26 protein-coding genes are annotated in these 24,468 nt (G+C 50.2%); 11 read left to right on the top strand and 15 right to left on the bottom strand.

Going from position 1 to position 24,468, the window contains the following annotated elements; all coding sequences use genetic code 11:
• Nucleotide 1 precedes the first annotated feature (1 nt).
• The 3 genes from ACJ67_RS09390 to ACJ67_RS09380 are packed head-to-tail and all read right to left on the bottom strand — an operon-like array spanning nucleotide 2 to nucleotide 3,307.
• Nucleotides 2–457, bottom strand: coding sequence for a response regulator (locus tag ACJ67_RS09390; RefSeq protein WP_049638848.1), 456 nt, complete (start codon nucleotides 455–457; stop codon nucleotides 2–4).
• Between the two features lie 19 nt (nucleotides 458–476).
• Nucleotides 477–2,450 carry an ATP-binding protein gene (locus ACJ67_RS09385; RefSeq protein ID WP_231587140.1) on the bottom strand — a complete coding sequence of 658 codons (1,974 nt, stop codon included), beginning with the start codon at nucleotides 2,448–2,450 and terminating at the stop codon, nucleotides 477–479.
• 2 nt (nucleotides 2,451–2,452) lie between these two features.
• Nucleotides 2,453–3,307, bottom strand: coding sequence for a LuxR C-terminal-related transcriptional regulator (locus ACJ67_RS09380; protein WP_231587139.1), 855 nt, complete (start codon nucleotides 3,305–3,307; stop codon nucleotides 2,453–2,455).
• Nucleotides 3,308–3,360: 53 nt separating this feature from the next.
• Here ACJ67_RS09380 and ACJ67_RS09375 point away from each other — a divergent pair, with 53 nt between their 5' ends.
• The 4 genes from ACJ67_RS09375 to ACJ67_RS09360 all read left to right on the top strand — a co-directional run bounded on the left by ACJ67_RS09375 (nucleotide 3,361) and on the right by ACJ67_RS09360 (nucleotide 6,357).
• Nucleotides 3,361–3,618 carry a hypothetical protein gene (locus ACJ67_RS09375; RefSeq protein WP_049638845.1) on the top strand — a complete coding sequence of 86 codons (258 nt, stop codon included), beginning with the start codon at nucleotides 3,361–3,363 and terminating at the stop codon, nucleotides 3,616–3,618.
• A gap of 81 nt (nucleotides 3,619–3,699) precedes the next feature.
• Entirely contained in the window at nucleotides 3,700–3,987 is a 288-nt protein-coding gene (locus ACJ67_RS09370; protein WP_049638844.1) for a hypothetical protein, read from the top strand.
• Between the two features lie 92 nt (nucleotides 3,988–4,079).
• Complete coding sequence (locus ACJ67_RS09365) at nucleotides 4,080–5,666, top strand: SulP family inorganic anion transporter (protein WP_049638843.1); 1,587 nt, start codon at nucleotides 4,080–4,082, stop codon at nucleotides 5,664–5,666.
• A 46-nt stretch (nucleotides 5,667–5,712) separates the two neighbouring features.
• Nucleotides 5,713–6,357: a carbonic anhydrase gene (locus ACJ67_RS09360; RefSeq protein WP_049638842.1), complete on the top strand. Its 645-nt coding sequence runs from the start codon at nucleotides 5,713–5,715 to the stop codon at nucleotides 6,355–6,357.
• A 67-nt stretch (nucleotides 6,358–6,424) separates the two neighbouring features.
• Here the strand turns inward: ACJ67_RS09360 and fdx are convergent, their stop codons facing one another.
• The 9 genes from fdx to cysE all read right to left on the bottom strand — a co-directional run bounded on the left by fdx (nucleotide 6,425) and on the right by cysE (nucleotide 13,864).
• Nucleotides 6,425–6,766: an ISC system 2Fe-2S type ferredoxin gene (fdx, locus tag ACJ67_RS09355; RefSeq protein WP_049638841.1), complete on the bottom strand. Its 342-nt coding sequence runs from the start codon at nucleotides 6,764–6,766 to the stop codon at nucleotides 6,425–6,427.
• Nucleotide 6,767: 1 nt separating this feature from the next.
• Entirely contained in the window at nucleotides 6,768–8,657 is a 1,890-nt protein-coding gene (hscA, locus tag ACJ67_RS09350) for a Fe-S protein assembly chaperone HscA (protein WP_049638840.1), read from the bottom strand.
• Between the two features lie 4 nt (nucleotides 8,658–8,661).
• On the bottom strand, nucleotides 8,662–9,174 hold the full coding sequence (gene hscB, locus ACJ67_RS09345) for a Fe-S protein assembly co-chaperone HscB (protein WP_049638839.1): 513 nt from the start codon (nucleotides 9,172–9,174) through the stop codon (nucleotides 8,662–8,664).
• A 49-nt stretch (nucleotides 9,175–9,223) separates the two neighbouring features.
• Nucleotides 9,224–9,547 (bottom strand): iron-sulfur cluster assembly protein IscA, encoded by a 324-nt coding sequence (gene iscA / locus ACJ67_RS09340; RefSeq protein WP_049638838.1) that lies wholly within the window; start codon nucleotides 9,545–9,547, stop codon nucleotides 9,224–9,226.
• Nucleotide 9,548: 1 nt separating this feature from the next.
• On the bottom strand, nucleotides 9,549–9,932 hold the full coding sequence (gene iscU, locus ACJ67_RS09335; protein ID WP_049638837.1) for a Fe-S cluster assembly scaffold IscU: 384 nt from the start codon (nucleotides 9,930–9,932) through the stop codon (nucleotides 9,549–9,551).
• Between the two features lie 174 nt (nucleotides 9,933–10,106).
• Nucleotides 10,107–11,324 carry an IscS subfamily cysteine desulfurase gene (locus ACJ67_RS09330; protein ID WP_049638836.1) on the bottom strand — a complete coding sequence of 406 codons (1,218 nt, stop codon included), beginning with the start codon at nucleotides 11,322–11,324 and terminating at the stop codon, nucleotides 10,107–10,109.
• Nucleotides 11,325–11,346: 22 nt separating this feature from the next.
• Nucleotides 11,347–12,492 (bottom strand): cysteine desulfurase family protein, encoded by a 1,146-nt coding sequence (locus ACJ67_RS09325; RefSeq protein WP_049638835.1) that lies wholly within the window; start codon nucleotides 12,490–12,492, stop codon nucleotides 11,347–11,349.
• A gap of 15 nt (nucleotides 12,493–12,507) precedes the next feature.
• Nucleotides 12,508–12,978 (bottom strand): Rrf2 family transcriptional regulator, encoded by a 471-nt coding sequence (locus ACJ67_RS09320; RefSeq protein WP_049638834.1) that lies wholly within the window; start codon nucleotides 12,976–12,978, stop codon nucleotides 12,508–12,510.
• Between the two features lie 151 nt (nucleotides 12,979–13,129).
• Nucleotides 13,130–13,864 carry a serine O-acetyltransferase gene (gene cysE, locus ACJ67_RS09315; protein WP_049638833.1) on the bottom strand — a complete coding sequence of 245 codons (735 nt, stop codon included), beginning with the start codon at nucleotides 13,862–13,864 and terminating at the stop codon, nucleotides 13,130–13,132.
• 99 nt (nucleotides 13,865–13,963) lie between these two features.
• Here cysE and ACJ67_RS09310 point away from each other — a divergent pair, with 99 nt between their 5' ends.
• Nucleotides 13,964–14,281, top strand: coding sequence for a YkgJ family cysteine cluster protein (locus tag ACJ67_RS09310; RefSeq protein ID WP_049638832.1), 318 nt, complete (start codon nucleotides 13,964–13,966; stop codon nucleotides 14,279–14,281).
• On the opposite strand, the gene ACJ67_RS09305 is transcribed toward ACJ67_RS09310, so the two are convergent.
• Complete coding sequence (locus ACJ67_RS09305) at nucleotides 14,278–15,030, bottom strand: RNA methyltransferase (RefSeq protein WP_049639856.1); 753 nt, start codon at nucleotides 15,028–15,030, stop codon at nucleotides 14,278–14,280. The two genes, ACJ67_RS09310 and ACJ67_RS09305, sit on opposite strands and share 4 nt — an antisense overlap.
• 84 nt (nucleotides 15,031–15,114) lie before the next feature.
• Between ACJ67_RS09305 and ACJ67_RS09300 the strand changes: the two genes are divergently transcribed.
• Complete coding sequence (locus ACJ67_RS09300; protein ID WP_049638831.1) at nucleotides 15,115–15,927, top strand: inositol monophosphatase family protein; 813 nt, start codon at nucleotides 15,115–15,117, stop codon at nucleotides 15,925–15,927.
• A 3-nt stretch (nucleotides 15,928–15,930) separates the two neighbouring features.
• On the opposite strand, the gene ACJ67_RS09295 is transcribed toward ACJ67_RS09300, so the two are convergent.
• Complete coding sequence (locus ACJ67_RS09295) at nucleotides 15,931–17,292, bottom strand: MBL fold metallo-hydrolase RNA specificity domain-containing protein (protein WP_049638830.1); 1,362 nt, start codon at nucleotides 17,290–17,292, stop codon at nucleotides 15,931–15,933.
• Between the two features lie 182 nt (nucleotides 17,293–17,474).
• On the opposite strand from ACJ67_RS09295, the gene mutS reads away from it, so the two are divergent.
• The 4 genes from mutS (at nucleotide 17,475) to ACJ67_RS09275 (ending at nucleotide 21,925) form a co-directional block, all read left to right on the top strand.
• Nucleotides 17,475–20,021, top strand: coding sequence for a DNA mismatch repair protein MutS (gene mutS / locus ACJ67_RS09290; RefSeq protein ID WP_049638829.1), 2,547 nt, complete (start codon nucleotides 17,475–17,477; stop codon nucleotides 20,019–20,021).
• A 10-nt stretch (nucleotides 20,022–20,031) separates the two neighbouring features.
• On the top strand, nucleotides 20,032–20,631 hold the full coding sequence (locus tag ACJ67_RS09285) for a nitroreductase family protein (RefSeq protein ID WP_049638828.1): 600 nt from the start codon (nucleotides 20,032–20,034) through the stop codon (nucleotides 20,629–20,631).
• Nucleotides 20,632–20,725: 94 nt separating this feature from the next.
• Nucleotides 20,726–21,094 carry a co-chaperone YbbN gene (locus tag ACJ67_RS09280; protein ID WP_049638827.1) on the top strand — a complete coding sequence of 123 codons (369 nt, stop codon included), beginning with the start codon at nucleotides 20,726–20,728 and terminating at the stop codon, nucleotides 21,092–21,094.
• Nucleotides 21,095–21,394: 300 nt separating this feature from the next.
• Complete coding sequence (locus tag ACJ67_RS09275; protein WP_049638826.1) at nucleotides 21,395–21,925, top strand: hypothetical protein; 531 nt, start codon at nucleotides 21,395–21,397, stop codon at nucleotides 21,923–21,925.
• Nucleotides 21,926–22,142: 217 nt separating this feature from the next.
• Here ACJ67_RS09275 and ACJ67_RS09270 read toward each other — a convergent pair whose 3' ends face one another.
• Nucleotides 22,143–22,607: an Lrp/AsnC family transcriptional regulator gene (locus ACJ67_RS09270; RefSeq protein WP_049638825.1), complete on the bottom strand. Its 465-nt coding sequence runs from the start codon at nucleotides 22,605–22,607 to the stop codon at nucleotides 22,143–22,145.
• Nucleotides 22,608–22,770: 163 nt separating this feature from the next.
• Here ACJ67_RS09270 and leuA point away from each other — a divergent pair, with 163 nt between their 5' ends.
• A complete protein-coding gene (gene leuA, locus ACJ67_RS09265) occupies nucleotides 22,771–24,456 on the top strand; it encodes a 2-isopropylmalate synthase (RefSeq protein WP_049638824.1) in 1,686 nt (561 codons plus the stop codon).
• Nucleotides 24,457–24,468: the final 12 nt, after the last annotated feature.

The following is a 24,468-nucleotide window of genomic DNA, read 5'->3' as shown; positions in this document are numbered from 1 at the left end:
ATCAGCTTGAGTAGCCTGGTAATTGCAAGTTGGGTTGATGCTGTTTGAGCTGGGTAAACAACCAGCGAGTCTCAAGCAATATCCAGACACGCAACATGGCTTCCATTGGGTCAAAAGGCTTGGTTAAAAAGTCTTTTGCACCCAATGCCAAGGCCTTGCGGCGAGTCGCGATGGTAGCATCTGCTGTGAGTACCAGCACAGGCAGGTATTCATTCTGACCCAGATGATGCGAGAGCTGGTCCAAGACTGCAAAGCCATCCAGTACCGGCATCATTAAGTCGAGCAAAATGAGGTCAGGCTGGAAGGCGCTGACCAGGTCCATGGTTTTGGTCGGGTCTGTGGTGCTGATGACTTGTTCAAAGCCTTCCTTGGTCAGCAGCTCTTCCAGCAGCCTCAGGTTTGCTTCGGCATCATCAATGATTAAAATTTTGGAAGCGCGTAGTTGTTCGATATTCATGTCGGTAGCTCTCAGAATTTTATTCTGGCAATAATTTTAATAGTAACTGGTTGAATGCGGCGACATTCAATGGCTTGGTGAAGTAATGGGTAATTCCCAAGGCATTTAGCCGTTGTATCGTTTCCGGCAGGGCGTCGGCACTCAATATCAATATCGGAATCTGTTGCAAGTCCTTTCGGCTGGCCTGGATATGTTTGATCAGTGTCTCACCCGAGCCATCGGGCAAGTTAAGGTCCAACAACAATAAATCCGGTTGCATATCGCGTAACCAGATCATGCTTTCCTGCAAGCTGGCGGCCAGGTGTAACTTGAGATGTCTGTGTTTGCTGATGATCGCTTCAATCAGTGCCTGGTTGCTCTGATTGTCTTCCACATACAGCACATGGCGTTTTGCGACTGGCGAAGTGGCAGAGGTGCTGTGTGGTAAAGCATCAATGGCCGCCGCTTGTTTGGTGGCAGGCACCGTGGCCTTTTGCTTTGCCTCAGGCAAGCTGATCCAGAACAGGCTTTTATCCTCTGCCACTCCAATCTGGCCACCCATGGCATCCATTAACTGTTTACTGAGCACCAGGCCCAAGCCGGTGCCTTCTGTCACTGTGCGCTCAGCGCCCAGCCGGTCAAAAGGCGTGAACAAGCGGGAACGTAAGTCTGCCGGGATGCCTGGTCCCTGGTCTTGCACATCGACACGGATGTTGCCGTGATGGCGGTAAGCACTGAAGGCCACACTGGTATTTTCCGGGCCGTATTTCAAGGCGTTAGCCAGCAGGTTCAGAATGACTTGTAACAGCCGTTGCCTGTCCGCGCGCACGGTCAATGCGGATTCAAAATGTGTTTCTATGGTGATGTCCCGCAGCTTTTCCAAAGGTTTTAAATAGTGGTAAGCCTCTTCTAGCAAGTTATTCAGGGCGATGACTTCCATCGACATGCTGATATCGCCGCTTTCAATACGCGAAATATCCAGCACTTCATTAATCAGCTTCAGTAAGTGTTGCCCCGCGTTATGTATCAGCGTCGCACTGTCTTTTTGCCGCCCTTCCGGCAAGTCATTTTCGAGAATTTGCGCAAATCCGAGGATGGCATTGAGAGGGGTACGCAATTCGTGGCTGGTGCGAGACAAAAAATTACTTTTTGCGGCGCTGGCTTCTTCGGCTTCTACGCGCGCCTGGTGGGCTTCTTGTGCACTCTGGGTCAGGAGTTGCGAGGCATGTTCCAGCTCACTCGTGAGTTCGCCAAGTTCATCACGGCTGATGCTGGGTAACGCCAATGGTTCCCCTTTGACCAGGTGGATAGCACTGTCACGTATGGTCCGCACCCGGGCGACAATGGTCTGGCTGAATATCCAGACGCCAATCAGTGAACCCAGCACACCGGCAATCACAGCCATCAGCGTGATGCGTAAATTACGCTTTCGTTCGTAAACGACTTCTTTTTTATCCTGCTCGACAATCGCCGATTCGCGCTGGCTCATTCGTTCCAGATGAGCCCTCAGTTCATTTAACGCATTGCCCTGTGAACTGAATTTTTCGATCAGGGCTTCGTCAGCTTTTTCTTTTCTGTGGCTGGCGAGGGCAGCCAGGTCATCCAGGTTTTTGGCGACCAGGGGGTGAATTACCTGTAACAGTTGCTGTTGTGACTGATCATCCAGGTTATGTTCCAGAGAATCAAGCAGCTCAGGCATGCTTTGCTTAGCACTTTCATAGCCCGCCAGAAACTGGCGGTTACCCGTCAGCAGAAAATCACGCACCCCGGTAGATGCTTCCAGTAACAGGGTTTGCAGGGTCTGGATATCTTGCTGGATTTGTAGCGCATTTTGCACGCGCCTTTCCAGCAAGGCTGCCTGTTGTTCACTCTCAAAAATAAGCGCAAGCGAAGCCAGCAGTACAGTCAAGGGCAGTGCATTGAGCACAATGCCTTTGATGGTCAATGATAAGTCCTGCCACAGGTGATCCATGCGGCTGGAGAGATTGTGGATGGCATGCAATAAGGCTTTCACGATTATAAGCCGTCACTTTTGAATCCAGCTTCCACAGCCTTGACTGCAGCCTGGGTACGGTCATTCAGGTCCAGTTTGCTTAGAATCCGTTCGATATGAATCTTGACTGTGCCTGGTGAAATGCCCAGTTTCTCTGCTAATAATGCATTGCTGGCGCCGGAAGGCAGCAGGGCAAACACTTCGCGCTCGCGAGGCGTGAGTTTTTGCAGGTAGCTGTCATCAATTGCGGCTGCAGTTTGAGTCTGACCGCGCAAGGCAAAGCCCAGCAAACCGCAGATACTGTGCAACACTTGCAGGCTGTTCGCGTTTAAAGAGTTGCTTGTTATGAGGCCAAGCAATCCTACCGCGCGTTGCTGGCAGGCAATCGGCAAGTGATAGCAGTGCAGTGCTGGCTCTGTATTGCCCTGTATCGTCCACAGGCTGGGGACGAATTGGCTATGCACTTCGAAATGGATGGGTTCTTTGAGCCACATTGCCAGCGCTCCCAGCATGGGCACGCGCGCACCTATGGGAAAGGTTTTGCCACGCTGCGCCAGTATCTTGAGCGCACCTGCATGTTGCTGGCTGATCAAGCCATGTGGGGCACCAAATTGCATGCACATCTCGTCTAACAGCCATTGCAGCAGCTCTTCAGACCATCCACTCGTGAACAGCCTTTGCCCGAATCCCTCAAACAACCTTTCATGAGCGATTTGCACTTGTGTTTGTTTCAACGCGTTGCGTAAGGCAAACGCGCTTTCTGTGGGCGGGGATGGACTCTCATTTGGCATATGCCGTTTAGTATATACCGAACTACCTATATCGGGAGATTTTTTGTTGCCAGAAGCCGGGCAAAATGCAAACCATCGTGAATGCATCAAGATTCACTGAAGCGAGTAAATAGATTGATTAACCATGAAGGAGAAAGAATATGCGTAAAGTATCTGCTGTTGTCACAATGATCTTGGGTTTTGCCTGGGTATTGCCAGCACAATCGGCTGAAACCAATTCCGGTGACGGTGTTCACAACATACATCATGTACATTTTCTGGGCAAACGTCCGTATCAACAACCTTTGGTAGCTAAAACTGATGCTGAGCAGGCTTGGGTGGGTGCCACGCTGAGAGTGGACAATACTAACCACCAGCAAACCTTGAAAATGCACTCCCTGGGCAAGCGGGCTTACTAGTCAGCGTTGAGTAAGGTTCATGCGACATAATCAGTTTACATCTGGAAAGATGTATACAAATAAATGATGAAGGAGCGAAAAATGAGCAAATTATTATTGGCACTCTTGGTGACATTTGGTTTAATGGCTTCTGCCCATGCAGAAGAATCACTAGACCAAGAACCATCCATTAACCAGATGCAGCACAACCATTCGTTAGGCAAGCGTCCTTATTCCAAAATCCCGACTGCTAAGCAAAGTCAGGATGAAAAATGGGTGGGGGCAGGGATTGTCACCGACAGCCCGGAAAAAGGCTACGACAAGCACCAGCAAATGCGCTTAAACTTTATCGGTAAGCGCCCGTACATTGCCCCTACGAATAACGATTAGAAGATGTACGATAGACCATAACCCCGCAGGATTGCGGGGTTTTGTGTATTATTAAAATAAAAATTAACTTAAGTTTGTGAAGGATACACATCATGTCAACCTCCGTCCCAGCGTCCGGACCGCTAGACTTGTTCAAGCACATTAATAGAGACTTGCCAGCCTCTATTGTTGTATTTTTTGTGGCACTACCACTTTGTTTGGGGATTGCGCTGGCATCGGGCGCACCGCTATTTTCCGGTGTGATTTCCGGCATTATCGGGGGTGTTGTCGTTGGTCTGGTCAGTGGCTCGCAGTTGGGGGTGAGTGGCCCGGCGGCTGGCCTGGCTGTGATTGTGCTGGCAGCAATTAGCAATCTGGGTTCTTACGAAACTTTTCTGGCAGCCGTTGTGCTGGCAGGCGTTTTCCAGTTTTTGCTGGGACAGTTCAAGGCAGGTTTCATTGCCTATTTTGTGCCTTCTTCAGTCATTAAAGGCATGCTGACGGGTATTGGGCTGCTGATTATCCTGAAGCAGATTCCTCATGCCTTTGGCTACGATGCCGACTTTGAAGGGGATGAAGCGTTTGAAGAAGCCGGTGGTCACAACACGTTTAGCGATATCTTGCAGGCTTGGGATTTGTTAACGCCAGGCGCTATCCTGATTGCAGCGGTGTCTTTTGCGATCTTGATTCTATGGGACACGGTGCTGACCAAGAAACATAGAATATTCCAGCTGTTGCAAGGACCGATTGTGGTGGTGTTGGTTGGCATTGCCTTAAACTGGGCTTTTGCCAATCGTTGGCTGGATTTCACACTAAATCCGGACCAGATTGTCAGTTTGCCAGTGGCGAAAAGCCTGGGTGATTTTGCCAGTTTCTTTACCCATCCTGACTTTAGCCAGATTGCACAGCCGTTAGTCATTAAGACTGCACTGGTGATGGCCATTGTTGCCAGCCTCGAAACCCTGTTGTGCGTAGAAGCAACGGATAAACTCGATCCATTGAAACGTGTGACGCCAACTAATCGTGAGCTTAAGGCACAGGGTCTGGGCAATATGGTGTCAGGCCTGATTGGCGGCTTGCCAATCACCCAGGTGATTGTACGTAGTAGTGCGAATATCACGTTTGGAGCACAAACCAAACTATCAGCGGTATTGCATGGTTTCTGGTTGTTGCTGAGTGCATTGACCATCGCCAGTTTTCTTAACATGATCCCATTAGCAAGCCTGGCGACCATTCTAATTATGGTGGGTTACAAATTGGCAAAACCCAGCCTGTTCAAGCAAATGTATGCACTGGGCTGGGAGCAGTTTGTCCCTTTTATTGTGACGATCATCGCCATTATATTGACTGACTTGCTGACAGGTATTGGCTTGGGTCTGGTGGTGGCTGTTTTCTTCACCTTGCACCACAGCTACCGTAACTCACATTACATCAAGCAGACTCGTTCAAGCGTAGAGGGCAGGGAAGTATTCCACTTAGTGCTGGCGGAAGAAGTTTCCTTCTTTAACAAGGCCAGCATTCTAGAGGTGCTGGAAGGCATTCCGGCCAACAGCAAGGTCGTAATTGATTGTACTAACAGCAAATCCATTGCCTATGATGTCGTCGAGTTTATCCATGATTATCAGCAACATGCCAAATTAAAAAATATTGAGGTGGAAACCATACAATACAATCCGCCCAAACATCTACTGGGGCATTAGCCTCATAACAAGCGTCACCATAATTATTTGATAGAGGATACGTAATATGTACAAACACCCGTTACTGGACCGCGACAAAATGACCGCGCGTGAAGCACTGGATATTTTGATCGAAGGCAACCGCCGTTTTACGAGTGACCGTGAAGAGGATAAAGATTTCCAGACGCTGATCCAGATTACCAAGGACAAACAACACCCGTTTGCCTCTTTCTTGAGTTGCAGTGACTCTCGTGCCCCTGTAGAGCTATTGTTTGACCAGGCACTTGGCGATATTTTCAGTGTCCGCCTGGCGGGTAATATTGCGTCTGATAAGGCGATTGGTAGCCTGGAATTTGCCAGCAAATACCTGGGTAGCAAACTGATTGTGGTTATGGGGCATACGTCCTGCGGTGCAGTGAAAGCAGCATGTGATGACTTTAAGGATGGGCATATTGGTGAAATTATCAACCTGATCAAGCCTTCCATCCGTCATGAAAAAACCGTGGCTGACCCGGATCATCGTAATTCAAAGAATGCTGATTTTGTTGAGAAAATTGGCACACTGAACGTGAAATACCAAATTGATACGATTATCCGTTGCAGTGATATTGTCGATGATATGTTGCAAACCAAGCAGATCGGTATTGTGGGTGCCATCTATGATATTGCGACAGGCAAAGTAAACTTCCTGGAAGAGACCTTCGTTGGATAAAGCAGTGATTCAGTAAATAAAAAGCCGATGCAATGCATCGGCTTTTTTATGGTAAAGAGAAGTGAGGTCAGTGATGACCTTCTTTGGCAAGGTTGATGCTGTATTTGGGAATTTCAACGGTGACGTCAGTCTCTTGCATGATAGCCTGGCAAGATAAACGGGACTGCGGCTGCAAGCCCCAGGCACGATCCAGCATATCCTCTTCATCTTCTTCGATTTCGTTCAGGCTGTTAAAGCCTTCCCGCACAATCACATGGCAGGTGGTACAAGCGCATACCCCACCACAGGCATTATCAATATCAATATCATGCTTAAGCAAGGCATCACATATAGAGGTACCTTGATCTGCTTCAATCACCGCTCCTTCTGGACAGATTTCAGCATGAGGTAAGATAGTTATTTTTGGCATATCAAAGTTCCAGTGAATCCAGGTTTTTACCGGTAAGGGCTTTTTGTACTGAAGCATCCATGCGCTTGGCAGCAAATGCCTCGGTGGCATGGTTTAACGCTTCAGTCGCCTGGTTGACGGCGTGGCTATCGTCGCCTTGGCATAAAGTCAATAAAGCGTCGATATGAGTTTGTATCTGGTGTCGTTCATCTGCAGAGAGCAGCGTCTCACCATCTTCTGCCAAGGCTGCCTGAATCGCTTCGACCAGGCGTTGTGCATCGACCACCGCTTCACGCAGCATACGGGCTTGTTTGTCACTCTCAGCAGCACCAAACGAATCTTTTAGCATGCCCGTAATCTGGTCTTCACTGAGGCCATAAGATGGCTTGACGGTGATGTTGGCTTCAATACCGCTGGTTTGCTCGCGTGCACTGACTGATAGCAGCCCGTCTGCATCCACCTGGAAGGTGACACGGATACGCGCTGCGCCAGCTGCCATCGGTGGAATGCCACGCAGTTCAAAGCGTGCCAGCGAGCGGCAGTCACTGACCAGTTCACGCTCGCCCTGAACCACATGAATGGCCATGGCGGTCTGGCCATCCTTGTAAGTGGTGAAATCCTGTGCACGTGCAATCGGCAACGTCGAGTTGCGAGGAATGACTTTTTCGACTAGTCCACCCATGGTTTCCAGACCCAGTGAAAGCGGGGTGACATCCAGCAACAATAACTCATCGTCACTGCGGTTGCCTGCCAGCACATTCGCCTGTATCGCTGCCCCCAGGGCGACGACTTTGTCAGGATCCAGGTTGGTCAGCGGCTCCTGCTCAAAAAAGGCTTGTACCGCATGGCGGATATGCGGCATACGGGTCGCGCCGCCTACCAGCACCACGCCATTAATGTCTGTAGAGGTTAAGCCTGCATCACGCATCGCTTTGCGCGTAGGACTTAATGTTTTGATGACCAGGTGTTCCGTCAGCGTGACGAATTGATTCACCGTTAGTGTTTCATCGACCAATACACCATTACTCAATTTGCAGACAATATTGGCTTCGTGGTTATCGGTCAGCCATTCTTTGGCCTGGCGTGACTTGGTCAACAGCAGGCGCGTGTCTTCTTCAGTAAGCGGTTTAAAATCTTTGGTTTTGCTGCGTACCTGGTCCAGCACCCAGCAGTAAATGCGATGATCGAAGTCATCCCCCCCCAGGGCTGAGTCGCCATTGGTGGCCAGTACTTCAAACACGCCTTTGCTCAAGCGTAAGATAGAAATATCAAAGGTGCCACCGCCCAGGTCGTAAATGACATAGACGCCTTCGGCGGCATTATCCAGCCCATAGGCGACCGCCGCTGCCGTCGGCTCATTGAGCAGGCGCAATACATGCAACCCTGCTAGGCGTGCAGCATCTTTGGTGGCCTGGCGCTGGGCATCGTCAAAATAGGCGGGGACGGTAATGACGGCCCCCGTGAGTTCACCGCCCAAAGCTTTTTCGGCACGGGCTTTGAGTGTTTTGAGGATTTCGGCAGAAATCTCCACTGGGCTTTTCAACCCTGCGCGGGTTTTGAGTTCCAGCATGCCTTGTGAACTGTCATTTTCAACAAAGTGGTATGGGATATGCGCTCTATCGGTGATGTCATGCAATGCACGCCCCATAAAGCGTTTGACCGACACGATGGTATTCACTGGATCCTGGCTTTGCGCAGCCTGCGCCTCGTGACCGACAATCACGGCGTCATTGAGGTAACGCACAACAGAAGGCAGCAATGCATGACCATGTTCGTCATGCAACACTGTACTCATGCCGCTGCGCACAGTGGCGACTAGGGAGTTTGTTGTGCCTAGATCAATACCAACTGCCAGTTTATGCTGATGTGGGGCTGGGGATTGTCCGGGTTCAGAAATCTGTAATAAGGCCATGAAACTAATCTTCCAACTGAGCGATTAGTTGATTCACATCTTCACTCACTTTATCAATAAAACGCAGCTTGCGTACGGTGAGTGCAGCCTGGGCTGGTGCTGACTCAATCTGATTGGCTACTTGCCCCTGCAAGGTTTTAGCCTGGGTGCGCATCTCTTTCAATAAGGCGTCCAGTGCAGAAATATCCTTGCTAACCCTGGCATCGTCCATCGCTTCGCGCCATTCCATCTGGGCCATCAAAAAGTCAGCGGGCATGGCGGTGTTGTTTTCTTCATCGGTAGCAATGTTCTGCAACTGCAACAGATAACGAGCACGGGAGGTAGGCTGTTTTAATGTCTGATAGGCTTCATTTGCGAGTGTGGCCATCTGCATGGACTGCATGCGTTCAGCAGGCGAAGCATTCACAAATTTATCGGGATGCACTTCAGCCTGCAATTTACGGTACTGGTTATCCAGTTGAGCCATGTCTAACTCAAATTGCTGCGGTAGTTGAAACAATGCGAAGTAGTTTTGCATACTTTTAAAGAAAACTGAAAGAGGGCAAGAATCACGTCCTCTGACCAGCTTAGACGGTAAAGGATTCTCCGCAGCCACACTCGTCCTTCACGTTCGGGTTGTTGAACTTGAAGCCTTCGTTCAAGCCTTCCTTGGTGAAGTCCAGCTCGGTGCCATCGATATACACCAGGCTTTTCGGGTCCACAATGACTTTGATACCGTGACTTTCAAAGGTCACATCTTCCGGCAGTAGCTCATCCACGAATTCCAGCGTATAAGCCATGCCCGAACAGCCGGTGGTTTTCACCCCCAGGCGCAAGCCGACACCCTTGCCACGGTTGGCAAGAAACTTCTCAACGCGGTTGGCAGCGGTTTCAGTCAGCGTAATTGCCATGTTAATGACCTTGTTTGGATTTCAAGTCCGCAATGGCAGATTTGATGGCATCTTCAGCCAAGACGGAGCAGTGGATTTTAACTGGTGGCAGCGCCAGCTCTTCTGCAATCGCAGAGTTTTTGATCTCTTGTGCCTGATCCAGCGTTTTGCCTTTCAGCCATTCGGTGACCAGGGAGCTCGAAGCAATTGCAGAGCCGCAGCCATAAGTCTTGAACTTGGCATCTTCAATCACGCCTGCATCGTTCACTTTGATTTGCAGCTTCATGACGTCACCACACGCAGGCGCGCCGACCATGCCGGTCCCGACATTCGGGTCATTTTTGTCCATGGAACCCACGTTACGTGGATTTTCGTAGTGGTCTAACACTTTATCTGAATAAGCCATTTAACACTCCTTGAAATTAAATGCCTTCGCAACATGGCTTTGGCTTTAATTTTTAATTAACTTTCAAACACTCGAAAATTTAAGATTTCATTGTCTGGGAAGGCGGAGGAATGTGCCGTTTAGTTCATCTAAACAAGCATTCCGACAACGCCGCCAGGCGGTGAAAGATCAATTTTAATGCTCTGCCCATTCAACTTTGGACAAATCAATCCCATCCTTGAACATCTCCCATAATGGGGACAGTTCACGCAATTTTCCAATCTTGCTCTTCAATAGCTCAATCGTGTAGTCCACATCGGCTTCAGTCGTAAAGCGGCCGATACTGAAACGGATTGAGCTATGTGCCAACTCATCTGAACGGCCCAGCGCACGCAAAACGTAGCTAGGCTCCAGGCTGGCCGATGTACAGGCAGAGCCTGAAGACACGGCAATGTCTTTAATCGCCATGATCAGTGACTCACCTTCCACAAAGTTGAAACTTACGTTCAGGTTGTGTGGCACGCGATGATCCAGATCCCCATTCACATAAGTCTCTTCAATTTGTAGCAGGCCATTGAGCAAACGATCACGCAACATGCGGATACGCTCGTTTTCACTCGCCATTTCTTCACGCGCAATGCGGAAGGCTTCGCCCATGCCCACAATCTGGTGCGTTGCCAGGGTGCCTGAACGCATGCCGCGCTCATGACCACCGCCGTGCATTTGTGCTTCGATACGGATACGTGGCTTGCGGCGGACATACAGTGCGCCTATGCCTTTGGGGCCGTAGGTTTTGTGTGCAGAAAAGCTCATCAAATCCACCGGCAGTTTTTCCAGGTCAATCACCACTTTACCAGTGGCTTGTGCAGCGTCCACATGGAAAATAATATTGTTTGCGCGGCAGACATTACCCAATGCTTCAATATCCTGAATCACGCCAATTTCGTTGTTGACCAGCATGATGGATGCGACTACGGTATCCGGACGAATGGCAGCCTTGAATTTTTCCAGCGAGATCAGGCCATCGGCTTCAGGTTGCAGGTAAGTCGCTTCATAGCCTTCACGCTCCAGCTCCCGCACGGTGTCCAGCACAGCTTTATGCTCTGTGGCAGAAGTAATAATGTGCTTACCCTTGCTGCCCGCGTAAAAGTGGGCAGCACCCTTGATGGCCAAGTTGTTGGACTCGGTCGCGCCAGAAGTCCACACGATTTCGCGCGGATCGGCGTTCACCAGTTTGGCAACCTCTTCACGTGCATTTTCAACAGCGTGTTCGGCCGTCCAGCCATACGGATGGCTACGCGACGCGGGATTGCCAAAGTCTTCGGTCAGGTAAGGAATCATTTTTTGCGCAACACGGGGGTCAACCGGTGTAGTCGCAGAATAGTCCAGGTAAATCGGCTTTCTTTCAGACATGTTTGCTCTTTCAATAAAAGTCTTATGCCGCAACGGCACTTAATCCTTTGAGTCGTTGCACTTGTTGTTGCAACGCTGCTAAAAACTGTGTGATTTCTTCACTGCTATTGCTATCACTCAAGCTGACACGCACTGCGCCGCGCGCCAGGTCTGGTTCTATGCCCATTGCCAGCAATACATGGCTAGGCTCTGTGCTGTCGCTGGAGCAGGCGGAACCGCTGGCGACAGCAAATCCTGCTTTATCGAGCGCAGTGACCAGTGTTTCACCTTCAATATTCGAGATGGCAAAAAAACTGGTATTGGGTAAGCGCCTAACATCGGGCGAAAAAATCTTGGCCCCGATTGTCTTTAAACCTGCCTCCAGCTGGCGGCGTAAACTGATCACGTTGTCCTGACGGCTAACCAAAGTCTGCATCGCTAATTGGCAAGCTTGCGCAAAACCAATAATACCCGCCACGTTTTCGGTGCCACTGCGTAAACCACGCTCCTGACCACCACCGTGTAATAATGGCGCGATATCCACGCGTTTATCCAGAATCAGCGCGCCCACACCCACCGGTCCTCCAATTTTGTGGCTGGAAATGGTCATGGCATGTACGCCTAAGATGCTCATATTCACTTCAATTTTACCGAATGCCTGCACCGCATCAGTATGCAGTAGCGCCCCGTGGGCTTTTGCCAGGGCGGCCAATTCAGCAATCGGCTGTATGGCACCTGTTTCATTATTCGCCAGCATGGCAGACACCAGGCCTGTACGTGTTTTTAAGGCTTGCTCCGCTTGCGCCAAGTCAATTACACCTTGATGATCGACTGCCAGCTGGGCGACTTTCCAGTCATGCCAGGCCAATGATTGGGCGGGGCGGGTGACACAGGGATGTTCAATGGCGCTGATTAATAATTGCGCAGGGCTCAAGTTGGCTGTGATGCCCTTGATCGCAAAGTTATTGGCTTCTGTTCCGCCAGAGGTGAATACCACTTGTGAAGCTTGAACACCGACGCAATCTGCAATCTGCTTTCTGGCCAGGTCCATGGCGTCTTTCGCATTGCGCCCATAGACATGACGGCTGGTAGGATTGCCGCTAGGCTGTGTGAGCCAGGGCAGCATGGCCTCCAACACCTGCGATTTAAGCGCGGTGGTACTGTTATGGTCAAAGAAAGCGGTTTTCATGGAAATCACCAGGCCTTAAGCAGCGATTGTTGCTTCAGATCCACATTTTCTAGGTGAAAATACGACAGTGCCCGCGCCTTTATTGCGTTGCATATCGACCATGTCAGCCAGGCTCACGCCCGATAAATATTCAAGAATCTTGCCATTGAGTGAGGCCCATAACTCATGTGTCATGCAACGGCCTTCATCGTGACAGTTTTCGTTACCGCCACATTGGGTGGCATCAATTTGCTCATCTACCGCCGTAATAATGTCAGATACGGAAATTTCGTGATGCGCTTTGGCAATGCGGTAGCCGCCACCTGGACCGCGCACGCTGGAAACCAGCCCCTGCTTGCGTAAACGACTGAATAACTGTTCAAGATAAGACAGGGAAATGCTTTGGCGTTCGCTGATGCCAGCCAGTGTCACAGGCTTGTCTGCTTCGAACAGCGCAATATCCAGCATTGCAGTAACAGCAAAACGTCCTTTGGTGGTTAATCGCATCTTAAGATGACCTTTTAAAACAGAGGTGAATAATATAATAACCTACTGTTTTAGTCAATTATTATGACTGAAAAGTTCTGTATGAAATGAAATAACGTGGAACAGCCTGGGAACAGTCTTTGGCTAACAAAAATGACCCAGGGATGCGCTGTTATTCAGGCTTTTTGGCAAAGGCTTCACCCACATTGCTGTCGGTCTCGGCATCGCTGAGTTTGGCTAACTGCGTTTTGAGTTCGGCAATCTCGGCTTCCTGTTTGTGGGCATGATCGAGCAGGCTGTTGATGGCTTTGATCATGGGGTCATTCTCGTCATTACCCACCGCGTAGGCATTGAAGCCCATTTTTTGCGCGGCGTCCTGACGTTGCTTGGCCTTTTCTTCTTCGAGAATGCGGGCCGGAATACCTACCGCAGTTGCGCCCTCAGGCACATCTTTGACAACCACGGCATTAGAACCGATTTTGGCATTCTTACCGATGGTAATCGGACCGAGGACTTTTGCCCCGGCGCCAATGACGACGCCAGATTCGAGGGTAGGGTGACGTTTGCCCTTGTTCCAGCTGGTGCCGCCCAGGGTGACGCCGTGATAGAGCGTGCAGTCATCGCCAATAATGGCGGTTTCACCAATGACAACGCCCATACCATGATCGATAAAAACACGGCGGCCTATGGTGGCCCCCGGGTGAATCTCGATACCGGTAATCCAGCGCCCAAAGTGAGAAAGGGCGCGTCCCAGCCAGTATAAGCGGTGAGTCCATAGCCAGTGGCTGAAACGATGCAGAATCAGGGCGTGAACACCAGGATAAGTGGTCAAAATTTCGAAGTGGGTACGTGCTGCCGGGTCGCGGTCAAACACAATCGAAATATCTTCTTTGATGTGATTAAACATGCGCGCATTATGCCATTAACTGAAGAGGCCGTCTAAAAATCAGATTGGAAGCACTGAGGCAACTCGGTACAATAAAAGTTTTATCTGAGTGCGAGCTTCATGTCTGACGCATGCCAATCCTGTGGTGCCTGCTGCGCCAGTTTCCGGGTTTCTTTTTATTGGGCTGAGACTGATACGCACCCCATGGGCAATGTACCGGCGCACCTGACGCGCAAGGTCAATGATACCTATGTCTGCATGCAAGGCACGGAGCAAACCCCCGTCCGCTGTATTGCGTTGCAAGGCGAGGTAGGAAAGTCAGTTGGCTGCCAGATTTACGCCTTGCGTTCGAGTACCTGCCGCGAATTTGCCGCAGGTTCTGACATTTGCAATCAGGCACGGCAAAAAATCGGGCTAGCGCCCATCGTTGCTGATTAGTACTTGGTATGCTTTTTGGGATTGACCGTCAGTGTCAAAATCCCGCGCAGCAAGTTGACTTCTTCTTTTTCCAGTCTGGTCCGGCCATAAAGCCGGCGCAGCCGCTCAAACAGTTTTTTTGGCGCGCGTGGATTGATGTAGCCGATATGCTCCAGCACGTCACGCATGTGTTCGTAAAAGCGCTCCAGGTCTTCCTGTGTCGCCAGTTCGACAGGTTTTTCCTGATAGTGTAATTCGCCGGTGGTCACTGACATGCGCGTTTCATAACACATGATTTGTACCGCTTGAGCCAGGTTGAGTGAGGTGTATTCCGGGTTGGCCGGGATCGTCGCCAGCACATGGCAGCGGTCAGCTTCAGCGTTGCTCAGTCCGCTCATTTCAGTGCCAAAGACCAGTGCCACCTGGCTTGTGCCTGCTACTGCTTTCACCTCTTGGGCAGCTTCACGTACGGTCATCACCTGTTGCGACAGCGAGCGTTCCTTGCCGCTGACCCCGATCACAAACTGGCAATCGGCTAATGCCTCCTCCAGGGTTTGCGTGACGACGGCATCATCCAGCACATCTCCTGCATTGACTGCCAGTGACTTGGCTTCACCATCTGGAAAATGTTTGGGGCGTACCAGATAGAGTCGGCGCAGGCCCATGGTTTTCATGGCGCGCGCGGTCGAACCGATATTGCCAGGATGGCTGGTTTGGCAAAGCACGACGCGGATATTGTTAAAAATGCTGGATTCTAGGGTAGAGGACATGCGTATATTTGGTCGTTGTGTTTGTGACACAGCGCTTAAAAAGCTAAAATAGCATTTTATCAGTGTAATCAAGAATCCCACAGCATGCATCCAACCCTGAATGTCGCCATCCGCGCCGCGCGTGAAGCTGGCAAAATCATTAACCGTGCCGCCATGGATATTGGCGCCCTCAAAATCGAGCAGAAAGATACCAATGACTTTGTCAGTGAAGTAGACCGTGGTGCAGAGCAGGCCATTATTGCGGTATTGAAGGATGCTTACCCTAACCATGGATTTTATGGTGAAGAGAGCGGTAAATCCAACAGCGAGTCCGACAGCATCTGGATTATCGATCCATTAGATGGCACCACCAATTTCCTGCACAACTTTCCGGCCTACTGTATCTCTATCGCCCTGCAGGAAAAAGGCGTGCTGACCCAGGCTGTGATTTACGATCCGGTACGCAATGACCTGTTCACCGCCACCAAAGGTAGTGGTGCCTTTTTGAATAATCGACGCATCCGTGTCACCCAGCGTGCCAAATTACAGGAGGCGCTGATTTCTACAGGTTTCCCGTTCAAAGACTTTAGCTACTTTGAAACCTATATCAATATTTTCCGCGATATGGCTAAGAAAACCTCAGGTCTGCGCCGCCCCGGTTCTGCTGCTCTGGATCTGGCTTATGTTGCTGCCGGGTTTGCGGATGGTTTTTTTGAAATCAACCTCTCCCCGTGGGATATTGCAGCAGGTGCCTTGCTGGTGCAAGAGGCTGGCGGCATTGTGGGTGACTTTGAAGGTAACGAAACCTGGTTGCGTACAGGGAACATTGTGGCTGCCAACCCAAAGATCTTTGGCCAGATGTTGCAAGTCTGCGCCCCCCACCTGAGCGAGCGCCTCAAGTCTGCCAGCGCACAGTAAGCGCTAATCCAATGTCACGGTCTGCAGGTATTCCGGGACCGTGACCTCCCAATGCAGCGTCTCTTTAATATGCATACGCATGGCATCGGCAGCGACTGGTTCGCCATGCGTCACGAAAGTTTGCCTGGGGGGCTGATCAAAGCCTTTCAACCACTCCAGAATTTCCATGTAGTCGGCATGTGCTGACAGATTTGAAATCGACTCCACCCTGGCACGCACGGGCACATACTCACCGTGGATTTTGATGCTTTTTGCTCCATCCAGCATGGCATAACCCCGCGTGCCAGCCGCCTGAAAGCCTACAAACAGAATAGTATTGCGTGGATCCGGCGCGAATTGTTTCAAATGGTGTATCACACGCCCGCCTGAAGCCATGCCGCTGGCGGACAGGATAATCATGGGGCCATCCAGGGTATTCAAGCGTTTCGATTCTTCAATGCTGTTCACCAGATGTGCCGTCCGGAACAATACTTCTGTTTGCGACTGGTTCAAGCGGTGCATTGTCGGATAGTGGTGGTAAATCTCAGTCGCTTCGACGGCCATCGGGCTGTTCAGGTACACCGGGATATCCTCCGGGATCATGCCTGAGGCTTTGAGCATGTGAATGTAATACAGCAACTCCTGCGCCCGCCCAACTGCAAATACCGGGACAACAATCACCCCTTTGCGCTGATAAGCATGCTGGATAATATTGGCAAGTTTTATTTTGGGGTCCTCAGGGCTGTGGAGACGATTGCCGTAAGTGGATTCCACCACCAGAAAATCGGCATGCTTGATGGAAGCAGGCGGGGGCATCAGTACATCATCTGAGCGCCCGATATCGCCTGAAAACACAATGGTTTTCTGTGCATGCGTGATTTGCACGAAACTTGCCCCCAGAATGTGGCCGCTAGGATAAAGCATCAGTTTTATATCTGACCCAAGCTCAATTTCCTGTTCCATCTCAATCGGCGTGAGCAATTTAATGGCTTCAGCCGCATCTTCCTGTGTGTAGAGTGGCAGTGCAGGTTTATGTTTGGAAAAGCCACGCCTGTTTGCGAATGCAGCCTCTTCTTCATGCAGGTGGGCTGAATCTGGAAGCAATATCTTGCACAAATCTGCAGTGGCATGGCTACAGTAGATGTTGCCGGAAAATCCATGCTTTACCAGTAAAGGCAGGTAGCCACTATGATCCATATGCGCGTGTGTGAGGATAACGCTATGGATACTGCTGGCATCCACAGGCAAGGATGCCCAGTTCTTGAGCCTTAACTGTTTGAGTCCCTGGAATAAGCCGCAATCAATCATGATTTGCTGACCTTCTGCTTCAAGCAAATATTTGGAACCGGTGACGGTGCCAGTGGCCCCCATGAACGTTAATTTCATCGACATCCCCCTGTAGCTATGTTTGTCAGCTTGAGCAATGAATCAAGTATAAGCGCTGGCTACGACCACATATTGATGTAACGCATATAAAGCACAATGGTGATGCGTGCCGCATTTGTTGTAAGATGCTAGGGTTTTGCTAAAGTCACTTTACATTATCATCATCGTTCTGAAATAGCCGCATGTCCTTCGAAAACCACACCCCCATGATGCGTCAATACCTGACGTTGAAAGCACAGTATCCCGATATGCTGCTGTTTTACCGCATGGGTGATTTTTATGAGCTGTTTTTTGAGGATGCAGAAAAGGCAGCGCGGTTGCTGGGCATTACGTTGACTCGCCGCGGTGCCAGCAATGGTGAGCCGATCAAGATGGCGGGCTTGCCTTACCATGCTGCTGAGGGCTATCTGGCCAAGCTGGCAAAAATGGGTGAGGCGGTGGCGATTTGCGAGCAGGTAGGTGATCCGGCAACATCCAAAGGGCCAGTGGCACGTGAGGTGACACGTATCCTGACGCCGGGCACCCTGACCGACGCTGCCTTGCTGGATGAAACCAGAGACAATACCTTGCTGTGTGTGGCCAAAGGGGAGGGCGTGCTGGGCCTGGCGCGGTTGAACCTGGCGTCAGGCGAATTTGTATTAAGTGAAATTGCGCCTGGACATTTGTCGCAAGAGCTGGAGCGTATTCATCCTGCGGAATTAGTGATTGCTGAAGATCACACTGCTGATGTATTTCAACAAGCGCGATGTGCCAAAAAACGGCTGGCACCCTGGCAGTTTGACCTGGAGACAGCGCAGCGTAGCCTGACGCAACAATTTAATACGCATGACCTGACAGGCTTTGGCTGCGGTGAAATGCCTGCTGCAGTGACGGCTGCAGGGGCTTTGCTGGAATACGTAAAGCACACCCAGCGTACAGCGCTGCCGCATATTACAGGTTTGCGTGTGGAACAAAGCAACCATTATCTCCAAATGGATGCTGCAACGCGCCGTAACCTGGAAATCGATACCACTATCCGTGGTGAGGCCAGCCCGACCTTGTATTCGCTGCTGAACTCCACGCAAACCGCCATGGGCGCCCGTTTGCTACGGCATTGGCTGCATCATCCGCTGCGTAGCCAGCAGGCCATCCAGCAACGTCATCTGGCTGTGGCTGAACTGTTCGAACAATTTCTGGATAGTGCATTACAGCAGGCCTTGCACCCGATTGGCGATATTGAGCGCATGACCGCACGTGTGGCGCTCAGATCTGCCAGGCCGCGTGACTTGTCTGGCTTGCGCGATAGTTTGTTGCAATTGCCCGCGCTGGTCAGCAGCTTGCCACAAGTACAAACTGGTTTGTTACTGAGCTTGCTCACCGAGTTGCAGGCGCCAGCCGGGGCCTTGCAGATATTAGTGCAAGCGATCCAAGCCGAGCCCTCTGCCGTGCTGCGTGAGGGCGGTGTGATTGCGACAGGTTACGATGCCGAGTTGGATGAGTTGCGGTCTATTCAGACCGACCACGGTGATTTCTTATTGCAATTTGAGGCTGCGGAAAAAGCGCGTACCGGCATTAGCAACCTCAAGGTGGAATATAACAGTGTGCATGGTTTCTATATCGAGATCAGCCGACTGCAAGCTGAGAGCGCGCCACCGGAATACCGCCGCCGCCAGACATTGAAAAACGTTGAACGTTTTATTACGCCAGAACTGAAAGCCTTTGAAGATAAAGTGCTGAGTGCCAACGAGCGTGCACTGGCACGCGAAAAAATGCTTTACGAGCAGGTGCTGGATGCCTTGCTGCCGCATGTCACCACCTTGCAACGGATTGCTACCGCAGTCGCCACGCTGGACGTGCTTGCCTGTTTTGCGGAGCGCGCGCGGGCGCTCAATTATGTGCAGCCCCGCTTCCGTGCCGAAAGTGGACTGGATATACAGCTTGGCCGCCATCCAGTGGTAGAAAATATTGCCCAACCTTATGTTGCCAATGATGTTTGCCTGAATCCCTACCGGCAGTTGCTGCTGATTACAGGCCCCAATATGGGTGGTAAATCGACTTTTATGCGGCAAACGGCCCTGATCGTCTTATTGGCCTACTGCGGCAGTTTTGTGCCTGCACAAAGTGCAGTCATTGGCGAGATAGACCGCATCTTTACCCGCATTGGCGCCTCTGACGATTTGGCAGGCGGTCGCTCTACCTTTATGGTAGAAATGACCGAGACCGCCAATATCCTCAATAACGCGACTGCCAACAGCCTGGTGCTGCTTGATGAAATCGGCCGCGGGACCAGTACGTTTGACGGCCTCAGCCTCGCGTGGGCTGTCGCCAAACAATTGCTGGAAAAAAATAAATCACTGACTTTGTTTGCCACGCATTATTTTGAACTGACGCGGATTGTGGATGAAGCCAAACATGCGGCCAATGTGCATCTGGATGCCGTTGAGCATGGGCAAGGCATCGTCTTTTTGCATAAGGTGGAAGAAGGCGCTGCGACCATGAGTTACGGGATACAGGTGGCACAGCTGGCAGGTATCCCAAAATCAGTTGTGCAATTGGCCAAACGCAAGCTCCAGCAGCTGGAGAACCAGACCATTGCAGCTACTCCGCAAAATGATTTATTTGCGGGTAACCCTGAGCCAGAGGAACCGCCATTACATCCACTGGTCGCAGAATTAGAGCGTATACAACCGGACGACCTGACACCTAAACAGGCGCTGGAATTACTCTATTCATTGAAAAAACAATTATGAGGATATGTCCATGCAGAAACCAGCCATTACACAGCAACCGATTCATGAACTGATTGCCAACCGCTGGAGCGGCCGTGCCTATGATGCAAGCAAACCAGTCACCAAAGACCAGGTAGTCAGCCTTCTTGAAGCTGCACGCTGGGCACCCTCATGCTTCGGTGATCAGCCATGGCGCTATGTCGTGTGTAATAAGAACGAGAATTCACAAGCATGGCAGGCCGCTTATGATTGCCTGGTACCTGGAAACCAGAGCTGGGCCGTCAATGCGCCGCTATTGCTACTGATTTGCGCCGATACCCTGTTTAGTCATAACGACAAACCCAACAAATGGGCACCATACGATACCGGCGCTGCTACTGAAAATCTGTGCCTGCAAGCCACTGCGCTGGGTCTGATGGCGCACCAGATGGGTGGCTTTGATGCCGATAAAGCCAGAACTACGTTTAACGTGCCTGAGCGTTACCAGATTTTGGCCATGGTCACTGTCGGCTACCAGGCTGAGGTTGAAAGCTTGAGTGGTGAAACCAAAGAGCGTGAGACTGCTCCACGTAGCCGTAAACCGCTCAATGAGCTCTTTTTCAATGGTCAATGGGATCAGGCCATTCTCTAAACTTTGCAGCATGGCAGTAAAAGCGATTAGCGTGGCTGCCATCCTCTGCTAAAATGACACTATAAAAAATACATTGATTGGATATGGAGATCCTATGGCAGTCGTTACGCTGACTAAAGAAAATTTTAAAGAAACCATCGAGAATAACGCGTTTGTGATTGTCGATTTTTGGGCACCGTGGTGTGATCCATGTGTGGCTTTTACGCCCACCTTCGAAGCGGCGGCAGCAAAAAATCCTGACATCGTGTTTGGCATGGTCAATACCGAAACTGATCCTGAAATCTCTGATTATTTTGAAGTTAAGCAGATTCCAGGCTTGTTAGTGATTCGTGAGCGTGCTGGCATCCATGCGCAAGTCGGTGAGATTGGCGCACCCGCACTGGATGAGATTATCAAATGGGCGCGTGAGTTTGACATGACTGCGGTGAGAGAGTACTACAAGGCGGAAGACGGTAAGCAATAATTGCTGAATTCACCTAAGCTTAAAAAGCCATGATCAGCATGGCTTTTTGCTTTTTTGAGGTGATTCATTTTCATCACTATTTGTATGTCGCAGCATAAATTTGAAAGTTTTCTTCCATCGTCTACAATCACAAAAAAAGTAATGCTCTGTCTCTGTATTAGTAATTTAATAAGGTGACGCATAAACAACGAAACCAATAAGAAGCGAGCGATTTAGCCATTTATATCAAAAATCCAATTTTTATTATTGAGACCTATCTGTCTCTATAATTAGAGTTGGGCATTTCCAAGGAGCATTGTTATGGAATTTAGCGTATGCGGGATGCTGCTTAAGCTGAGCGTAGACACGCTAATTGCCGGAGTCGCCCTCATTATTTCTATTGCCTCTTTAGGGACATCAATATTTTCTTGGAGAAAGGCATTTCGTCCACTAGTAACTGCTTCAGTTAGGACCCATCAAGCGGGAAATGTAATGATCGCCTACGATTTGGTACTACTGAACTCTGGACAGATTCCGGCCAGAGACATAACGATATCAACCGACCCTTCTTTGCTAAATCGTGCTTTAGGGGAAGATGCTAGTGATGACAATAGGAGGAAGTGGCTTGCCTGCTTTGAGCCGGATAGAAAGATTCGTATATTACATAATGGCGATAAAATCTCTTGCTCATTCGGGACTACGAAGGGAGAGGTAGGTGGCTTCTGGCGCTACAAGGCCTCAATTCCAGTGGAAATCGCATACAGTGGTTGGTTTGGTAAACAATACACAGAGAAACACGAAATTCAAATAATAGATTCTGACAGTTTTACAGGTTTTATGTGGGCAAAATAGATGCCCAACTCTTCATTCGAGCGGACCGCCTCAGGTTGCCGCTGAATTTCAAAATTGGGGACCATTGGAGCCACTGTGCAAGTCTATAGCACTCTCAAGAGAGCTATGCCTGCGGACTGAGGGCTTGCTTTAAAAGGTAGACACATCGACCTAACTCTTAGGGAATGTGAAATGGCTAATGAACAAAAGAATTCCAGGTATCTCCTCTGCTCAAAGATCACTCCACTGGTACTTTCGTCCGTGCCACCACATTTCTCAATACAAAACTCGTATGCACCCCGGTGACGCCTGCAATCTTGGTGATTTTATGCAGTAGCAGGTGTTGGTAGTCGTCCATGTCTTTCACGACCACTTTCAATAGGTAGTCAGATTGTTGGCCGGTAATGAGCAGGCATTCCAGCACTTCGGGGATTTGCGTAATGCTGCTTTCAAAATTGGCAAAGCGCTCTGGGGTGTGTTGATCCATCGAAATGCCGATAAGCGCCATCAGACTCAGGCCTAGCTTTTTAGCGTCAACTATCGCCTGGTAGCCGAGAATCAGCCCGGCTTGTTCGAGCGCTTTTACCCGGCGCAGGCAAGGCGCAGGGGAGAGGCCGATACGGTCGGCGAGGTCTTGGTTGCTGATATGGCCTTCGGTTTGCAGGATGCTTAAAATTGACTTGTCGAAACGGTCTAATTTCATAAAAATTTCTATTTAATTTTAATATTGAAATAATATTACAAAATTTATTTATATATTGAAATAATATTTTTAATATTTTGATTTTTTGAATCAATTAGCAATTTAATTTTTTGCCAAGTCGCTATGATGTCTCATGTCAAAAACAAATCTTTTGGAGTACATCATGCAGACACAATCCGCAAAAAAATATCAGGCCTTTCCTCCTGTCCAACTCCCTGATCGTCAATGGCCGAATGCGGTGATTACGCACCCTCCTATTTGGATGAGTACCGATCTGCGCGATGGTAACCAGTCATTGTTTGAGCCGATGGATGCGGAGAAAAAGCTGCGCATGTTTAATATGTTATGTCAGATGGGCTTTAAAGAGATTGAGGTGGCGTTCCCATCAGCTTCGCAAACCGATTTTAATTTTGTGCGCGGCCTGATTGAGGAAAAGCGTATTCCTGACGATGTGACAATCGAAGTATTAACCCAGGCGCGTGAGCACCTGATTCGTCGCACCATGGAGTCAATCCGTGGTGCGAAGCGAGTGATTGTGCATATTTACAATGCGACTTCTCCCACCTTTAGAGATGTGGTGTTCAATATGAGCAAGGCGGAAGTCAAGGCCATGGCGGTGGATTCGGTCAAGTTGGTCAGGGCACTGGCGGCTGACATGCCTGAGACCGAGGTCATCATGCAATATAGCCCTGAAACCTTTACCGCGACAGAGCTTGAGTTTTCCAAGGAAGTCTGTGACGCAGTGACTGAGGCGTGGGGTGCAACGCCTGAGCGCAAGATCATTATCAACCTGCCAGCCACGGTAGAGGTGGCAACACCTAATGTCTATGCTGACCAGATTGAATGGATGCACCGCAACCTGGCCCGCCGTGACAGTATTGTGCTGAGTCTGCATCCTCACAACGATCGTGGCACAGCCGTGGCCGCGACTGAGCTGGGCATCATGGCCGGGGCTGACCGCGTGGAAGGCTGCCTGTTTGGGCATGGTGAGCGCACCGGCAATGTCGATCTGGTGACGGTGGCACTGAATATGTATACACAGGGCGTGCATCCTGGCCTCGATTTTTCCGATATTGATACCATTGGCCGCACAGTGGAGGAGTGCACCCAGATTGAAATTCATCCGCGCCATCCTTATGCAGGTGACCTGGTATTTACGGCTTTCTCTGGATCACACCAGGATGCAATTAAAAAAGGCTTTGCCAGCCAGTCTTCACAGGCCCGTTGGAATGTGCCTTACCTGCCGATTGATCCTAAAGACCTGGGGCGGAACTATGACTCAATTATTCGCGTGAATAGCCAGTCTGGCAAAGGCGGCGTCGCTTACCTGATGGAAAGCCATTATGGCGTGATTATGCCGCGACGCATGCAGGTCGAGTTTTCTAGCGTGGTGCAGCAATACACCGACCAGCATGGTAGCGAGGTCGGGCATGCCGAGCTGTGGCAACTGTTTAACCAGCATTATGTATCAGCCGTCATGCCTATCCACTTCCAGGATTATCAACTGGAGTCACATGTACAAGGCCAGGCTATCCGCATGCATATTGCGGTGGACGGCGTGCCGACCATTGTCAGCGGACACGGTAATGGGCCGGTGGATGCAGCGATTCATGCACTACACAATATTGGCATACAGGTTCAGGTGCGCAGCTTTGAAGAGCGCTCGCTGGGAGCAAGTCCTTCTGCTGGCGAAGCCACGGCATGTGCTTTTGTTGAGGTGGTTTGCCAGGGTAAGGTATGTTATGGCGTGGGTATGGATACCAATATCGTCACTGCCTCGATCAAAGCCATTGTGAGCGGATTGAACCGGTGCAGTGTGCAACCTCTGGTGATGGCTAAAACGGCTTGATTGCTTGATTGA

The organism is Methylophilus sp. TWE2 (assembly GCF_001183865.1).
Taxonomy (GTDB): Bacteria; Pseudomonadota; Gammaproteobacteria; order Burkholderiales; family Methylophilaceae; genus Methylophilus.
The sequence above is the reverse complement of the archived record's forward strand: the minus strand, read 5'-3'. Positions and strand labels throughout refer to the sequence as shown.

Coding starts and splice junctions, on each gene's coding strand:
- hscB (WP_049638839.1), bottom strand. CDS start 9,174: ATGCAAAACTACTTCGCATTGTTTCAACTACCGCAGCAATTTGAGTTA.
- ACJ67_RS09320 (WP_049638834.1), bottom strand. CDS start 12,978: ATGCGATTAACCACCAAAGGACGTTTTGCTGTTACTGCAATGCTGGAT.
- fdx (WP_049638841.1), bottom strand. CDS start 6,766: ATGCCAAAAATAACTATCTTACCTCATGCTGAAATCTGTCCAGAAGGA.
- iscA (WP_049638838.1), bottom strand. CDS start 9,547: ATGGCAATTACGCTGACTGAAACCGCTGCCAACCGCGTTGAGAAGTTT.
- ACJ67_RS09380 (WP_231587139.1), bottom strand. CDS start 3,307: ATGCATTCACGATGGTTTGCATTTTGCCCGGCTTCTGGCAACAAAAAA.
- ACJ67_RS09285 (WP_049638828.1), top strand. CDS start 20,032: ATGCAGAAACCAGCCATTACACAGCAACCGATTCATGAACTGATTGCC.
- ACJ67_RS09270 (WP_049638825.1), bottom strand. CDS start 22,607: ATGAAATTAGACCGTTTCGACAAGTCAATTTTAAGCATCCTGCAAACC.
- cysE (WP_049638833.1), bottom strand. CDS start 13,864: ATGTTTAATCACATCAAAGAAGATATTTCGATTGTGTTTGACCGCGAC.
- ACJ67_RS09330 (WP_049638836.1), bottom strand. CDS start 11,324: ATGTCTGAAAGAAAGCCGATTTACCTGGACTATTCTGCGACTACACCG.
- ACJ67_RS09275 (WP_049638826.1), top strand. CDS start 21,395: ATGGAATTTAGCGTATGCGGGATGCTGCTTAAGCTGAGCGTAGACACG.
- ACJ67_RS09365 (WP_049638843.1), top strand. CDS start 4,080: ATGTCAACCTCCGTCCCAGCGTCCGGACCGCTAGACTTGTTCAAGCAC.
- ACJ67_RS09305 (WP_049639856.1), bottom strand. CDS start 15,030: ATGTCCTCTACCCTAGAATCCAGCATTTTTAACAATATCCGCGTCGTG.
- leuA (WP_049638824.1), top strand. CDS start 22,771: ATGCAGACACAATCCGCAAAAAAATATCAGGCCTTTCCTCCTGTCCAA.
- ACJ67_RS09370 (WP_049638844.1), top strand. CDS start 3,700: ATGAGCAAATTATTATTGGCACTCTTGGTGACATTTGGTTTAATGGCT.
- ACJ67_RS09375 (WP_049638845.1), top strand. CDS start 3,361: ATGCGTAAAGTATCTGCTGTTGTCACAATGATCTTGGGTTTTGCCTGG.
- ACJ67_RS09310 (WP_049638832.1), top strand. CDS start 13,964: ATGTCTGACGCATGCCAATCCTGTGGTGCCTGCTGCGCCAGTTTCCGG.
- ACJ67_RS09300 (WP_049638831.1), top strand. CDS start 15,115: ATGCATCCAACCCTGAATGTCGCCATCCGCGCCGCGCGTGAAGCTGGC.
- mutS (WP_049638829.1), top strand. CDS start 17,475: ATGTCCTTCGAAAACCACACCCCCATGATGCGTCAATACCTGACGTTG.
- hscA (WP_049638840.1), bottom strand. CDS start 8,657: ATGGCCTTATTACAGATTTCTGAACCCGGACAATCCCCAGCCCCACAT.
- ACJ67_RS09280 (WP_049638827.1), top strand. CDS start 20,726: ATGGCAGTCGTTACGCTGACTAAAGAAAATTTTAAAGAAACCATCGAG.
- ACJ67_RS09295 (WP_049638830.1), bottom strand. CDS start 17,292: ATGAAATTAACGTTCATGGGGGCCACTGGCACCGTCACCGGTTCCAAA.
- ACJ67_RS09360 (WP_049638842.1), top strand. CDS start 5,713: ATGTACAAACACCCGTTACTGGACCGCGACAAAATGACCGCGCGTGAA.
- ACJ67_RS09325 (WP_049638835.1), bottom strand. CDS start 12,492: ATGAAAACCGCTTTCTTTGACCATAACAGTACCACCGCGCTTAAATCG.
- ACJ67_RS09390 (WP_049638848.1), bottom strand. CDS start 457: ATGAATATCGAACAACTACGCGCTTCCAAAATTTTAATCATTGATGAT.
- iscU (WP_049638837.1), bottom strand. CDS start 9,932: ATGGCTTATTCAGATAAAGTGTTAGACCACTACGAAAATCCACGTAAC.